This window comes from ANME-2 cluster archaeon, assembly GCA_019429385.1.
Lineage (GTDB): Archaea > Halobacteriota > Methanosarcinia > Methanosarcinales > Methanocomedenaceae > Methanocomedens_B.
In genome coordinates this window covers 1-13,662 of sequence record JAHYIS010000048.1, presented here as the reverse complement: position 1 = coordinate 13,662, position 13,662 = coordinate 1, and the positions used below count along the sequence as shown (strand labels likewise).

15 protein-coding genes and 1 pseudogene are annotated in these 13,662 nt (G+C 40.9%); 2 read left to right on the top strand and 14 right to left on the bottom strand.

All coding sequences use genetic code 11. From position 1 onward, the window contains the following. The 10 genes from K0A89_12140 to K0A89_12095 all read right to left on the bottom strand — a co-directional run. Nucleotides 1-511 (bottom strand): RnfABCDGE type electron transport complex subunit B (locus K0A89_12140; protein ID MBW6519234.1); only part of this gene is annotated, 511 nt, incomplete at its 3' end. Next, complete coding sequence (locus K0A89_12135; protein ID MBW6519233.1) at nucleotides 508-1,089, bottom strand: RnfABCDGE type electron transport complex subunit A; 582 nt, start codon at nucleotides 1,087-1,089, stop codon at nucleotides 508-510. The genes K0A89_12140 and K0A89_12135, both read right to left, overlap by 4 nt. Nucleotides 1,090-1,092: 3 nt before the next feature. Further along, nucleotides 1,093-1,701 carry an electron transport complex subunit E gene (locus tag K0A89_12130; GenBank protein MBW6519232.1) on the bottom strand — a complete coding sequence of 203 codons (609 nt, stop codon included), beginning with the start codon at nucleotides 1,699-1,701 and terminating at the stop codon, nucleotides 1,093-1,095. A 21-nt stretch (nucleotides 1,702-1,722) separates the two neighbouring features. Beyond that, on the bottom strand, nucleotides 1,723-2,265 hold the full coding sequence (locus tag K0A89_12125; GenBank protein ID MBW6519231.1) for an FMN-binding protein: 543 nt from the start codon (nucleotides 2,263-2,265) through the stop codon (nucleotides 1,723-1,725). Beyond that, on the bottom strand, nucleotides 2,262-3,119 hold the full coding sequence (locus K0A89_12120) for an RnfABCDGE type electron transport complex subunit D (GenBank protein ID MBW6519230.1): 858 nt from the start codon (nucleotides 3,117-3,119) through the stop codon (nucleotides 2,262-2,264). The genes K0A89_12125 and K0A89_12120 overlap by 4 nt, the downstream gene beginning before the upstream one ends. Further along, the gene (locus tag K0A89_12115) at nucleotides 3,120-4,463 is read right to left on the bottom strand and encodes an RnfABCDGE type electron transport complex subunit C (GenBank protein ID MBW6519229.1); all 1,344 of its coding nucleotides are present in this window, start codon (nucleotides 4,461-4,463) and stop codon (nucleotides 3,120-3,122) included. It lies immediately after the preceding gene. Between the two features lie 58 nt (nucleotides 4,464-4,521). Next, a complete protein-coding gene (locus K0A89_12110; GenBank protein MBW6519228.1) occupies nucleotides 4,522-5,973 on the bottom strand; it encodes a methanogenesis multiheme c-type cytochrome in 1,452 nt (483 codons plus the stop codon). Nucleotides 5,974-5,989: 16 nt separating this feature from the next. Then, nucleotides 5,990-6,391, bottom strand: a complete 402-nt coding sequence (locus K0A89_12105; protein ID MBW6519227.1) for a hypothetical protein — start codon at nucleotides 6,389-6,391, stop codon at nucleotides 5,990-5,992. A 35-nt stretch (nucleotides 6,392-6,426) separates the two neighbouring features. Continuing rightward, entirely contained in the window at nucleotides 6,427-6,681 is a 255-nt protein-coding gene (locus K0A89_12100; GenBank protein ID MBW6519226.1) for a hypothetical protein, read from the bottom strand. After that, on the bottom strand, nucleotides 6,678-7,559 hold the full coding sequence (locus K0A89_12095) for a cytochrome b/b6 domain-containing protein (GenBank protein MBW6519225.1): 882 nt from the start codon (nucleotides 7,557-7,559) through the stop codon (nucleotides 6,678-6,680). Before K0A89_12095 ends, K0A89_12100 begins: the two co-directional genes overlap by 4 nt. Before the next feature lie 225 nt (nucleotides 7,560-7,784). On the opposite strand from K0A89_12095, the gene K0A89_12090 reads away from it, so the two are divergent. Continuing rightward, complete coding sequence (locus K0A89_12090; protein ID MBW6519224.1) at nucleotides 7,785-8,816, top strand: FAD:protein FMN transferase; 1,032 nt, start codon at nucleotides 7,785-7,787, stop codon at nucleotides 8,814-8,816. Between the two features lie 61 nt (nucleotides 8,817-8,877). Continuing rightward, nucleotides 8,878-10,047: a cation:proton antiporter gene (locus K0A89_12085; protein MBW6519223.1), complete on the top strand. Its 1,170-nt coding sequence runs from the start codon at nucleotides 8,878-8,880 to the stop codon at nucleotides 10,045-10,047. On the opposite strand, the gene K0A89_12080 is transcribed toward K0A89_12085, so the two are convergent. The 4 genes and pseudogenes from K0A89_12080 to K0A89_12065 form a co-directional block, all read right to left on the bottom strand. Next, entirely contained in the window at nucleotides 10,044-11,207 is a 1,164-nt protein-coding gene (locus tag K0A89_12080; GenBank protein MBW6519222.1) for a hypothetical protein, read from the bottom strand. The two genes, K0A89_12085 and K0A89_12080, sit on opposite strands and share 4 nt — an antisense overlap. A gap of 175 nt (nucleotides 11,208-11,382) precedes the next feature. Beyond that, nucleotides 11,383-12,724, bottom strand: a pseudogene (locus K0A89_12075) (transposase). Between the two features lie 84 nt (nucleotides 12,725-12,808). Then, nucleotides 12,809-13,195 (bottom strand): helix-turn-helix domain-containing protein, encoded by a 387-nt coding sequence (locus K0A89_12070; protein ID MBW6519221.1) that lies wholly within the window; start codon nucleotides 13,193-13,195, stop codon nucleotides 12,809-12,811. A 139-nt stretch (nucleotides 13,196-13,334) separates the two neighbouring features. Next, complete coding sequence (locus K0A89_12065) at nucleotides 13,335-13,613, bottom strand: hypothetical protein (GenBank protein MBW6519220.1); 279 nt, start codon at nucleotides 13,611-13,613, stop codon at nucleotides 13,335-13,337. Nucleotides 13,614-13,662 lie beyond the last annotated feature (49 nt).

The following is a 13,662-nucleotide window of genomic DNA, read 5'->3' as shown; positions in this document are numbered from 1 at the left end:
TCCTGTTAATATGCGGAAGCCGGTTTTCGGACATTGATATAGCCCCAAAAGGACAGGCACGTACGCAGGTACCTCTGCCCATGCACCCGTAACTACAACCCTTTTCGCCATCAGATATCATCATTACTGCTTTACAATCGTTAATACCGATATAATCAATCTTATCGATACAGTGAACGCCACCGTTACACCGTACTTTGGGATATCTTTTTTCTGCTTCCTTTACTTCCTTACCTAACTTGAAGCCTACCTGTTTGGCAACCTCAAAACCCCCTACAGGACAACCGGCAATAGGTGCTGCTTCATTGACGACCTTTTCGGCAAAATCAGAACACCCGGCATAACCACACGCACCGCAATTGGCACCTGGCAACACTCCAATGACCTCTTCCACGATAGGATTCGTTTCAACGGCAAATTTTATTGATGCCCAGATCAGCACAATACCTACCAGAAATCCGATACTTCCGATGATTATTGCTGATTCGGATATTAACAGGGTACCGTTCATGTAGGTATCACTCCGAAGAAATTCACAAAAGCCATGGAAAGCAATGTGGTAATAAAGAATGCATGGGGTAATCCCTGGATAGATGCAGGTACATGAAGAATGTTAATTCTTTCCCTGATAGCAGACATGAGTAACATGACCATGGTATATCCAAGACCGGCAGTAAAACCATAGAAAACACTCTGTACAAATCCATATTCAAGTCTTACATTGAGTACCACAACACCCAGGATAGCACAGTTGGTAGTTATCAGGGGGAGAAATATTCCCAGTGAACGATACAGTGGAGGGCTGTGTTTACGGATGATAAATTCCACCAGTTGCACAAGAGCCGCAATTATGATAATAAAACTTATTGTCGACAGGAACGTTAATCCAAGCGGTTGCAATACATAAGAGAATATGAGAAATGCAGCTGTAGATGCCATTATCATTACAAATAATACCGCTGCAGACATACCGGCTGCGCTCTTTGTCTCTTTTGATACACCCAGGAATGAACACAATCCCAGGAACTGGACCAGCAGGAAGTTCTTGACAAAAATCCCGTTTATAGCTATGGCAAATAACGAGTCCATCTATCACACCTCCCTCAATTTTCTGATACGCCCGTAATTGACCATTGCCATCAATACTCCTATAGTCATGAAAGCTCCACCAGGGAGGATCATGAATGTCGCCGGGTTTATGGGAATACTTACTATTTGTAATCCAAACAGGACTATCATTCCTGTACCCAGGAGTTCCCTGATCGCACCAATTAATACCAGTACAAGTAAGAATCCTGTACCTATCCCTAAAGCATCAATAATTGAGAATTTCACCGTATTCCTGTTGGCGTATGCTTCTGCACGACCAATAATAATACAGTTGACCACAATAAGGGGAATAAAGATACCCAGTGCCCTGTATAAAGGTGGAGTATATGCCTCCATGACCAGATCAATAATCGTAACAAATGTGCATATTATTATAATAAACATGGGCAAGCGGGTTATCGGTGGAATATGTTTTCTCAATGCTGATATCATGATATTTGAACCAAGCAGGACAAACATAGCAGCTCCTGCCATGCCTATGGCATTCTCAACTGATGTCGTAACTGCAAGGGTGGGACAAAGTCCCAGGACCAGTCCAAAAATTGGATTATCTTTTATAATTCCTCTTAGATATTCACCTTTGATTGTCATTTCGGCCATAATGAATTCCACCTATTTCTCCATTTTCTGAATTTCATCTACTTTATACTGTATCGCATCGATTACAGCCTGGGAAGAAATTGTCGCACCTGTTATGGCATCAATTGATCCACCTTTCTTAGAAAGCAGTAGTTTGGACTCTTCCACTCCTTTGAACTGTTCACTAAACCACGACTCAACAATTTTCGCACCGAGCCCGGGAGTTTCAGCATGGGTCATAATCTTAATTCCGGTAACTGTGAAATTAGTATCAATTCCCCCGGCAACCGTGATCACGCTCTGGGAACCGCTCTGGTCCCTGAAAAAAGAATATCCTATCAGGTTATTGTTCTCATCAAGAGCACGATAATAAAGTGTTTCCTCTCCTGATAATACCTGTTCAAAACTGACTGCCCCTGGCATTACTTCCCGAAGTGCCAGTTGTCTTTGCTCCTCCTGGTAGATCTTTAGCTGCACCTGTGTGGGGATATAAACTGCACCAAGTATAGCTGCTGCAATTACCGATAATAACACCAGTTTTGCCAGTGCTGACATGTATTCCTTGTCCAGTTTCATACCATCACCTCATCAACAGGCTTTGGATAGGTATTTTTTTCAATAAATGGGGATACAGCATTGGCAAAGAAAACAGTGTATACTGCTCCCAGTCCATAATTATAACTGAAATAACCGTACATTATTGTCAATATTCCACACATTATACCATAGACGATCCTGCCATCCTTTGTGACAGGGGATGTGGTGGGATCAGTAGCCAGGAAGAACACGCTCAGCAGCAATAATCCGGTGATAACATAGGAAAGGGCCTCACCTAATACCACTGCAAGTACAATCGTGGTCAACAGGTATGACAGTGAAATGCGCCAATCAATGTATTTCCTGCGTATCAGGTATAACACACCGATAAGGGCAATTGGTGAAACCTCAACCAGCCTCCCTGCACCCAGTTCAAGTATGAGATCAGAATACTGGGTTATATGGGGTACAGAATCTACAGCTAATAACGCAGTCCAGGACATATTTAAAAAAACCAGAGCTGCTATTGCAGGATTGAATAATGTAGACCCTAATCCGCCAAATGCATGTTTGACAAGTGCAACGGCAAAAAATGCCCCCATTACTGGTATCCACAATGGAACGGTAGGCGGAAGCATTAATGCAAGTATCAGGCCTATCAATGCTGCATCACCATCATGAATGGTCAATTCCTGTTTCTGGAATTTCTGTATAGCAACTTCAGTGAGGATGGCTGCCAGGACACTTGCCAGTATTACAGCCAGAGCATATACCCCAAATACATACATTGATATCAGGCTGACCGGAACAAGTACTGCTATCTTGGTAACATTAATTGATGCAATAGTAACATTACATTTTATGTGTGGAGGATGGGATACTGCAAGTTTCATTTATTTCCCCTCCACCAATATCATTGGTGCACCCATGTGACAGGGGCTATTACATGAAGTACATCCCAGTTTCAGGTTAGGCGATTCTTTTTCCTGCATTATCATGAATGACTTTAACAAGGCGTGTTTTGCATACCGTATCAACTGTACCAGATGTCGCTTGGATGGGCACACATTTGAACACATACCGCATTCTATACAACTTTGTACATGAAGTTTATCGCATTCATTGTACCTGCCAATATCTGCGTAAGATGCTATAAACCCTGGGAGGATATTTACGGGACAAACGTCCACGCACCTGGCACAATGAACGCAGGGGCCTGTTTTATCCTTCAACACTTCATTTTCTGACTGCACAACTATCCTGGTTGTGGCTTTTGTGACCGGCACTTCATCGGTGAATTGCGCCGTGCCTGTCATGACATCGTTAACTATGATCTTACCAGGTTTACCAATATATCCCCCACAAGATTCGATAGCTTCCCTGAAGCTGGTCCCAACGATCACCCTTTTGACGCCAGGTTGTTTCACTGCACCAGAGACCATTACATTGACTTTGATAGGAGGAATACCTTCAAGTACTGCTTCACTCACGGCCATTGCACCATAAGCACTGGAAATGAGCACACCCACGTCTGCCGGTGTGCCAGTATTGGGGACTCTCATACCCGTCATCTCCTTTGCCAAAAGATTGAGCATGGTGGGAGAATATACCCTCTTTACCTGGAATATGCTAACATCGTTATCTTCACCCAGTTCGGCCTTGAGAGCTGAATTCGTCCTCACATCATTCATTCCAACAACGAACGCTCCTTTGCTGGCACCTGAAACTTTGAGCAAGAGTTTCAGCCCGCTGACTATCTTAGGGATATTCTCTGACGTGAAATTACTGAATAAATCACCTTCATTAGTCAGGTTTATCAATACGGTATCAATCATTTTTCCACTATTGAGTTTAAAATAAAGAGAATTTCCATCCAGGTCAATTATACCGGACTCTTTAATTCTATCGAGTATTTCAGCTTTATTGGCGGATTTATTACCTTTGAATTTAGGAGTATTACCAATTTTATCATATGTTATAATCACACTCTGCATTTTACCACATACAGGATGTGCATGATCTCTGATCGCTACAACATCTCCTGAAACACTTGAATGGACCGGAGCACCCAGGTCATGGTCTACATTTCCAATCTTTTGACCGATTATTACTTTATCCCCCACACTTACCAGTGGTTCGCATTTTACACCCCTGTGTTGAAGAAGCGGTATTACAACCTGATTGCGTGAATCTTGTACATCTTCCAGTGAATTTTTTTCTTTCACTTCTTCTGTCATTTTATTAACCTCTATACGAAATATTCGTGTTAAAACTATACTGAGCAGCCATGATCATCTAACCATCCAAACCAAACAGGTCAACGGGTAACTGAGGTTCATGCTCAATCTCTTCGGGTTTTGGTCTCAGAGGAACAATCTCCACGGTAACATTATACGATGAAAAATTAGTCGGCGGGTCAGTTTCTGCCGGGTCTGTTTCATATCCAAGGAGTGGCCAGTCTATCCTGGAGGTATTACCGTGACAATCAACACACCACAGTGCAGTAAGTCCCATAGCATTATCACTGGCGTTGGAAATGATATTATGGCTGATTGAATAATATACATCCCTGTTTCTTATTACTGCATACGGATAATCGGGTGCTCCATCCTTTTCTGCATCAAATGACCTCATCTCAGAGATAGTCACATTACCATCATTATCAATATCGGCTTTCCTCACATGTGAAAGAATAATGGGGGTACCCCACCTTGAACTGTTATCCGGGTCCTGTACAATTTCCTCATCATTGCCATCGTCCCACCATGATACTTTAATGACGTTTAATGGCTTCAGGAAGACTCCCGAATCATTTCGGTGAGATGGATAAGGAATTCCCTCCACGGTACCGTTAAACCATGCTAGAACTGGCTGGAAATCCTCGGTCCTGTATTCATTTACCCTGTTACCGCCGGTCCAATCTACAGAAAGTAACGGGGCACCACCTGGTAACTGACCTCCTTTCAACATTGGGATGTGGCATGACTCGCATGACACATTTACCAGATGGGCATCTGCATACATGCCATGATTGACTTCGAAATGACAATCTATACACTGCTGCATAGGATATACATCAGGATTCATACTGTCAATGGTCCTGTTCCGGCCTATCTGGTGATTCTGTGTGGTATGACACTCTATACAGCTTACACTTGCATTAGCGTGGGCATCATATTCAGCATAGTCGTCACCGGACCACATTACGGCCCGTACGGGAACCTCTATCCTGTGGCAGCGGTCGGCACATACCGCGTCTGAAGGTTTGCCCAGGAATACATCATCAAATGTTTCCGAATCATCCTTTATCTTACCTGATGACGCTTCAAGCAACTGGGACCAATCAAAATCAACCTCCCCTTTCAGATGGCAGACCCTGCAATCAGAAGTAAGAAAACCGATTACATTATCAGTACTGTTAACTGCCAAGTTGAGATTGGCACTTTCAGGTTCCCGAATACCCCAACTCCTGGCCAGTTCATCCGAATAATCCTCTTCGATCAAGTTAATGTGAAGAGGAGACCAATCATTAACTGCTACATACCCGGTATCACCCAATACATGGTATGAGTTATTTGTATCGTCATAGGATCCCGGATGGCAGCCGCCACAGGTGTTTTCATCCCACAGATTACCTTTTATGTAATGAGAGGCCTGAGCCTGGTAATTGTTATAACTAAGATTGCCAAAGAATATCACTGCCAATGCAGTGAGAATAATTATAATTGAGAGTGTGCGCATTTTCATGAAGTCAATTCCTCGATTATGCTAATTTATCTTCAAGTTCCTTGATAACGAGACAAACTGCATTGGATAACAGTTGTTCATTGCTCATTTCAATGTCATCGGTAACATACATGTTAACATTGAATGTCTTGGAAATTTCATAACTATTGGAATCAATGATATCTTCCATTGAACTCCGGGATGCTCTTTCACCTTTGAAATTCACTTTCAACATATTTCCCATCGCTGATGCCTTTATAGATATCCGGTTTAAAGGACTTTCCTTCTTAGCGAACATTGAAAAGAATTCAGAAGGCCTGAAACTCTCTTCCAGCAATTTCCAGCCGTTGCCCACCATATTCTCATTGATTGAAACCATAAGCAGGTTCTCTTTGACTAATACATTTGAAGCCGCATCCAGACTTTCCCTGATACCCATTGTATTTGCTCCTAAAATAATTATTATTAAACGTGCTATTGCTCCTCTTTCTGGGAAAATATGAGTCCTTCCCTCACGGGTGAATAAAGTGGGCTTTGTTCCATCTTGTTGAATATTCCCAGTGATCGCTTTATACCAAGAAGCAACGCCAGAAACTGCGCAGCTACGAGCAACATGGCCACGTTCAGGCCAATTGTGATGATTACACCTGTTGTCAGGATATTTGTCTCAACTAACACAAATGTCAGTAAAGAAATAAGTACAACATAAGTACCGATTCGCTCAATCATGATTTATCACCTACTTCTTTTACCCATAGTGGATATTCTTCCTCAGCTTCCTTCAAAGGTACAGTACCGGTAAAAATACTGAAGTCCATGGGGAACCTATGCGGAGTAAGATGTACAACATAGAAGTGCAGCAATATACCGCATAGGCTTAACACAGCAAACCCGCCATGTAACACATTGATACTCAGTATATACGAAGGAGACAGGAAGGATGAGAACAACCACGGCGCCCATATTATGACGCCTGTTACACACATTATCAGTCCGTCGAAAACTGCCACACTCCAGATATCCACCTTTTCAAGCCAGTTGAATTTATGTGACTCGTACTTTTTGCTCTTCTTACCCAAAACAAGCATTAAGTCAGAAATGGCACTTTTAACATCCATAGGCGTAGGAATGATGTTTTTGGTAAAATCCTTGTCCACGTCCTTAATATACTGGACTGTGTACAACAGATAGTATATTGCAGCAGATAACAATCCCAATCCTGCCAATCTATGTAAGAACATGTTTCTTGACAGTACGATCATATCTGTAATCCATCCAAGATGTTCGGGATACAGCAGGGGAATACCGGTAAAATAAAGGATCAAAATGGAAATCCCGGTAACTGCATGGACAATTATCTGGATTGGAGAGAAACGTTCGATAAGAGAAGCTCTTTTTATGGCCTTCTTGTCCTCATGATGCTGACCTTCGGATTTCATGAATTTGCGGTGCATTATCAATGTTATAGAAAAAAGGCCAATAGTACCTAAAGCAACCACCAGTTTGATTATACTATTTACCCAGAGTATTTCAGGTGTACCATAAGGAATAACCTTTTCAGGGGATGACTGGAAATTAATATACTGTAAAACACCAAAAAGTATCAATATGGTCAAGACAAACGAAATCTTGCTTATATGGTTTATACTCCTCATTATGATCAAAGTTCAAGGGATTTTTTATTAACTTATATCTTTCCATTTTATAATGGAATGCCTTTATTAATTATGTAGAATATTGATGAATAAATCCATTAAATGTTCATGCATGCAGTACTTTATTGATTGTCATAACAAAAAATAGATATAATATCCGATATTTTGCCTGTAAACATGTATGACCAGCATCGCAGAATACTTATTTCCCTATTGGCATTAATAATAGTTACCACTACTGTATTTATGATATTTACTTATTTCTTTAATGAACCTGGTGATGAAAGAAATGTTAAAGTAACTACTCAAAATAGGCAGGCTATGGGCACAATTGTCACTATTGAGACGAGCGGTCCCGATGCCGGTGCCCTGGACGCCATAAACAGTGCATTTACTGAAATCGATCAAATTGAAAATTTGATGAGCACCTATGACCCGGAAAGTGAAATAAGCATCCTGAACACACAAGGAACATTAAGTAACGTATCAGAAGATTTCATTTACGTAATTGAGCGGTCAATATATTATGGAGATATTAGCAATGGTGCCTTTGATATTACCATAAAACCTATACTTGACCTGTGGAAAAGTAAAATAAATGCGGGAGAGTTTCCAACCGGACAGGATATAAACGAAACCCTTCTCCTTGTGAACTACAGCAATATTTCAATTACCGACAACACTGTTTCCTTTAAAATAGAAGAAATGTCCATCACGGTGGACGGCATAGCCAAAGGGTATGCTGTGGACCAGGCGGTCGCAGTACTCAAAGAAAGCGGATATGAAAGCGGTTTTGTAAATGCCGGAGGTGATGGCATGTACTTCGGGAAAAAACCTGACGGTACGAAATGGAAAGTAGGGCTTCGAAATCCAGAGAATAAAAGCGAATCATTAGTGGTCATGGAAATATCGGATATGGCTGTAGCAACCAGCGGCAACTATGAGCGCTATTTTAACGAATCTGCCCGGCTCTCCCACATCAGTGACCCCAGGACAGGATACTCATCAGAAGGTCTCATGAGTGCAACCGTAATAGCAAGCTCGGCCATGGAAGCAGACACCCTGGCCACCGCGGTTTTCGTGCTAGGACCTGATGACGGTCTTGAAATTATTGAGAATTCTGAAAACACTGAGTGTTTCCTGATAACTCCCGAAGGGCAAATACTAACATCTTCAGGCTTTGATTCCTACCTGTCTACCACAGAATAATCATTGTCAGATGTCAGATATTTAATATAAAATAAACGCTATCGAATTAAACGGCAAAAACATGATTGATATTTCTCATAATATTGAACTCCAGATATCTCTTCTCTTATTTATATCGCTTGTGGGGCATCTTGTTGCACAGCGTATTGGACAGTCAATTGTTGTGGGAGAAATACTCGTAGGGATACTGGTCGGACCCAGCTTGCTTGGATGGATAACGTATACAGATTTCATTGCAAGTACGGCCACAATGGGTGCAATATTCCTGTTGTTCGCAGTAGGACTCCAGACTAAGATCAAAGATATATCCAATTTCACTTCATTACTTGTGGCCTTGGTAGGTGTGATCATACCCTGGATAGGCGGATATTTCCTTGCAGTTGCTTTTGGGTATAATACCGTCAGCGCCATATATGTGGGGACTGCACTCACTGCCACCAGTGTAGCCATCACTGCTCATGTGCTTAAAGAAATGGGTAAACTGGACACATCAGCATCAAAAATAATCATTGGGGCTGCTGTGGTCGATGATGTACTGGGTCTTCTGGCACTATCGATCACTACAGAGTTCGCAATTCACGAGATCACTGCACTATCCATTCTCAAGATTGCTGTAATTGCATTAATTTTCCTGTTCTTTGGCGTATATCTTGGAATGAATTATTTTGCAAGGAAATTGGAAGACTTGTATGATTGGTCACAAAAAAATAACATGCCGATGATGACATTCATAGGAGCGGTGACAATAGCATTTTTCTATAGTGTTATTGCAGAAATTGCAGGTTTGAGTGGTATTGTAGGAGCATTCATAGCAGGTGTTTCACTTGAAAACTCAAATATTAAGTGTTACAGGGTCGGAGCATCATACCTAGAAGCGGTTTTTGCATCAATTTTTTTTGTATCCCTGGGAATCCTGGTAGATTTGCATGCTGCATCTGGTGCTGTGGTCTTTGTCCTTGCACTAACAGTGGTAGCTATTCTTACAAAATTGATAGGTGGATATCTCCCATCCAGGATTATGGGGGTAGGTCACACTGATTCAGTAATTATAGGTCTGGGAATTGTACCCAGAGGTGAAATTGCAATGATAGCTGCATTAATAGGGCTGAATGCAGGCGTAATTGGCCAGGAAATATATTCATCTATTCTCATTATGAGCCTGCTGACGACTATATTTGCACCAATATTTATAACACGGATATATGAAAGACGTACACATTCAGATGTTTAAACGAATTCAGCGTCATCATCGAGTGGTTCTTCCACTACGTGCCCATCATAGGCATTGATATCAATAGTATTGCTTTTACCATGTATCTCCCAGACAGGGACATATATTAACCTGATGGGCATGTTGATATCATTCTTGCCCGGTGCTACTGTCTTGTTCTCATAAACAATGGTATCACCTTTTATTTCATCTTTTTTCATTCTCTTGGTGTGTTTACTGATAATGGCATTCAATGCCGTATCCTGGGCATCGCTGTCAATAATAACTGGTTCCTTGATGTGGTAGTTCTCAGTTGGAATATCAGTATGTTCAAGGACTCCGTTGATCCGGGTAAATTTGTTTTCACCGGTAATGGCATTCACCATTCCTTCACCCTGCCCGCTGAGGTCAACAATCTCTGAGGCTAATTTCCTTTTGGTCTCAAAGTCATACCGGTAACTGTAATATGGTATGAATTTCAGGAGGAAATCCTGTACATTACCAACTTTTGCCTGACCTATCTTGATGGCACTGGTTTTCGCCATATTGATAGGAAATGATGGAAGCGGGATGCGAATTAACTTTTCATCAGGTCCGGATAGCTCTGGAGTTTCCCTGATACGATTCATATCAAGGTTGTCATTCCTGTATGAGTCATTATCTCTCGCAGGCGAGTTGAATTCGGGCCATTTGAATGTGGATTCTGAAGTGGGTCTTGGTTCTTTTTGTGGAGCAGAACGGTCACTGAACAATCCAAACATACCTCCATCCTGTTGGTTACTGGCAACAGGGGTTTCAAAAATGTTCCCATGAGATTCAGTATTTGGCGTTTCCAATATCAGGTCCATTGGTTCACCTGAAGCGTTGGCCAGTATAGCCCTGCCTATCTGCTGTTCCAGCTTAGACTGGTCCCATAGTATTAATCCGTGGTTAGCAGCGAAGTCTCCAAATCTGCTGTCGGCATTGTTCAACAGGATATAGAGCCCTTTACCATCAGTGTTTTTCATGGAATCGGCAAACCTTCGTAACGAGTTATAGTCAACTTCCCTGTCAAGTTTGACATAAACGCGGTCCGAAGTTCCTTTGGTTGCCACCATATCCGATAAATAGGACGAATCCACTTCATATTCACATGCCTGGAATATATCTTTGAGTATGTTGAGTACAGGTTGTTTGGTCATTTGAATCCATATAGATGTTGTATTGGTGTTAAAAAATGTTTCGGGTTTGCTTTTGGTATACTCCGGGCAAATGAAGCCAATTGTATATGAGATGACAATGTAAACATTATGAATAAATGTCTTCTCGATAAAATAATATTAAATCTAATTACAATACCTTCGCCATTAACCAATACTAACCACCACTAATACCACCTATTTTCGTTATTTTATCAAATATTTGCTGAATTAAAATTCGATCTGGTTTTTGCGGTAGCAATTTTAATGTTTCATTGACATATTTTCCACCTCTGAAGTATGCCTTAAGATCTTGAACTCCAAATACAGGATTATCCTGACGAACATTGTCAATTAAAGCCTGAGAAACATTCACCATGAAAAAAGCCAGGTTAGCAGCGTTAATTACAGGAGTCTCCTTGACATTCATAAAATCTTCCAAGCCCCAATATTGTTTTGCATCTCGGAAATTAAACTCAATCTGAAAACGTAGCTTGTAATAATCAATCAACTTGTCATATGCTAAATCCAAATCACTGCTGAACAAAATCACATGCCCCCTGGCTAAAGTTTTGAGATTGGTTTTAACAATAATGACCACATTTAGCTTTTTACCAAATAACTTATGCAGCATGGTCATTTGATAAATATCTACTCTAATTGATTTTTCAGTAGTGGTATTTTTCAAATACCTGCGTGGGATGTTGTTGTAGTTAATTTTATCACCATATTTTCTTTTTGCACCACGCCCTCCATATGTGCCTTTATACGGAAAATAGAGTGCAGAATTGCATTATAATTTTGAAATGATGTGTATTTCGCATTGTCTGACCATTTGTAAAGCGTTGTTGTGTCCAAATGCGCCATCAAGCACACCATAGGCAATAGGGATGGTATAACCAATCATCTGCAGCACTTTCTTAAGATTATTCTGAATAAAACATAGATAAGGTGGTAAGTCGATAATCTCCTTGCTTTTGCTTTTACTGCCTTTGGGCCTGCCTCTCCCTCTTTTTTTGTTAGATTTATTCAGTTCCTTTTTGCTTTGTTTCGTAGAAATAGAATCTTCCGATATTGTATTTTCTTAAGAACGTATCATCTGTTGGGTTATCAGTGGATAGGAGGTTCGCCGCTTTGTACTTATCAGCGAAAACGTGAAAAACGATAAACCAGGCACTGTTTTTCCAAAAATTGATGAAAAAAATCAATCGAGACCATATGTCGCGTCTCCGGCTTTTGTCACGATTGTTTCGTCACCAGCTATAAGGAATGTGTCATCGCTATCCAAAAAACAATGGCGGATCAGATACCAATGAACGTTTGCCCATGCAATTTGGTGTATTGAAAAATCGTTGAACTGTACGATAACTACCACCTTCACCTGCCCAACGTGATATCCCAAGCATGGTCACTCTGCCGGTCATGGCTAACATGGCAGCCACGATTGTTTTTAACTGGTTTAATGTCGTTGTATCCAAGCAACTATTTAGACATAACAAAATAGCTAATGTGTCAAACATAAAATCCCCTCATTAACATAACATATTTAAGTTATAGTTCTAAAAAAATTATTAATCCAGGTTTCGATAAAAACTGCTTTTCCATTAAAGCTGTGATGGCGCATGTCCCAGCTTTAACATAATCCTCCAGACATGCATTTCAGAATGATCAACACCAAACTGCTCTTTGATTAGCTTGTGAACTTCTTTTAATTTCCAGCTATCTTTACTTTTGAGGAGGCTCTTTAATTCTTCAATATCTTCTTCGTTGAGTTTTGGTTCTGGACCTCCACTGAAGTGTGGAATAAGGCCTTCGTAACCGAATTTATTCCATCGTTTAAGCCATTCATAAGCAGTCGGTTCTGTTATCCCAACTTTTTCACTTGCTTTCTCTATGGCATCTCCATGGTATAAGAACCGTATAAAGTATAGCCTTTTCAGCAAGCGAAGTTCTTTTTCCTTTCCTTTGATGGTTTTGTCAAGATCATTCAAGCTAATTTTTTTTACGATATGATAGACTCTATTCCGGCCCATAAGAAGAGGTAAGAGTTTATATATGAAATATGTTTGGTTAATAAATGGTGAATCGTTAGATTTTGATAAAGTCTGAGGTAAAGTTATATCACAAAAACTATATTATTTTAACAACAGATGTGGCGAAGGTATTGTTTACCTGGAATAATTCAATTTCAGAATCCAGTATGTAGTCACCTAATTTTTCAATCTCAGGTGTATTATTGACCCGGTGCATGCAGGTGGTTATGGTCTCATCGAAAATATGGTCGGTAACCACTGTCGGGCCGTATTTACCCGCGAAAATGTCAGGTGATAATTCCCTTGAACGCTGGTGGTTCCTGTCGCGGCTGTTGATATATGCTACAAAGTAACTGGTGTCGAGCAGGACTGCCATTTATTCACCATACAGATACTTATCGTGCTCTTCACTGAGATTCTCGGTC

What these genes read in the sequence shown, in the direction of transcription:
- K0A89_12135 (MBW6519233.1), bottom strand. Translation starts at nt 1,089, where the DNA reads ATGGACTCGTTATTTGCCATAGCTATAAACGGGATTTTTGTCAAGAAC.
- K0A89_12130 (MBW6519232.1), bottom strand. Translation starts at nt 1,701, where the DNA reads ATGACAATCAAAGGTGAATATCTAAGAGGAATTATAAAAGATAATCCA.
- K0A89_12125 (MBW6519231.1), bottom strand. Translation starts at nt 2,265, where the DNA reads ATGAAACTGGACAAGGAATACATGTCAGCACTGGCAAAACTGGTGTTA.
- K0A89_12120 (MBW6519230.1), bottom strand. Translation starts at nt 3,119, where the DNA reads ATGAAACTTGCAGTATCCCATCCTCCACACATAAAATGTAATGTTACT.
- K0A89_12115 (MBW6519229.1), bottom strand. Translation starts at nt 4,463, where the DNA reads ATGACAGAAGAAGTGAAAGAAAAAAATTCACTGGAAGATGTACAAGAT.
- K0A89_12110 (MBW6519228.1), bottom strand. Translation starts at nt 5,973, where the DNA reads ATGAAAATGCGCACACTCTCAATTATAATTATTCTCACTGCATTGGCA.
- K0A89_12105 (MBW6519227.1), bottom strand. Translation starts at nt 6,391, where the DNA reads ATGGGTATCAGGGAAAGTCTGGATGCGGCTTCAAATGTATTAGTCAAA.
- K0A89_12100 (MBW6519226.1), bottom strand. Translation starts at nt 6,681, where the DNA reads ATGATTGAGCGAATCGGTACTTATGTTGTACTTATTTCTTTACTGACA.
- K0A89_12090 (MBW6519224.1), top strand. Translation starts at nt 7,785, where the DNA reads ATGTATGACCAGCATCGCAGAATACTTATTTCCCTATTGGCATTAATA.
- K0A89_12085 (MBW6519223.1), top strand. Translation starts at nt 8,878, where the DNA reads ATGATTGATATTTCTCATAATATTGAACTCCAGATATCTCTTCTCTTA.
- K0A89_12080 (MBW6519222.1), bottom strand. Translation starts at nt 11,207, where the DNA reads ATGACCAAACAACCTGTACTCAACATACTCAAAGATATATTCCAGGCA.
- K0A89_12065 (MBW6519220.1), bottom strand. Translation starts at nt 13,613, where the DNA reads ATGGCAGTCCTGCTCGACACCAGTTACTTTGTAGCATATATCAACAGC.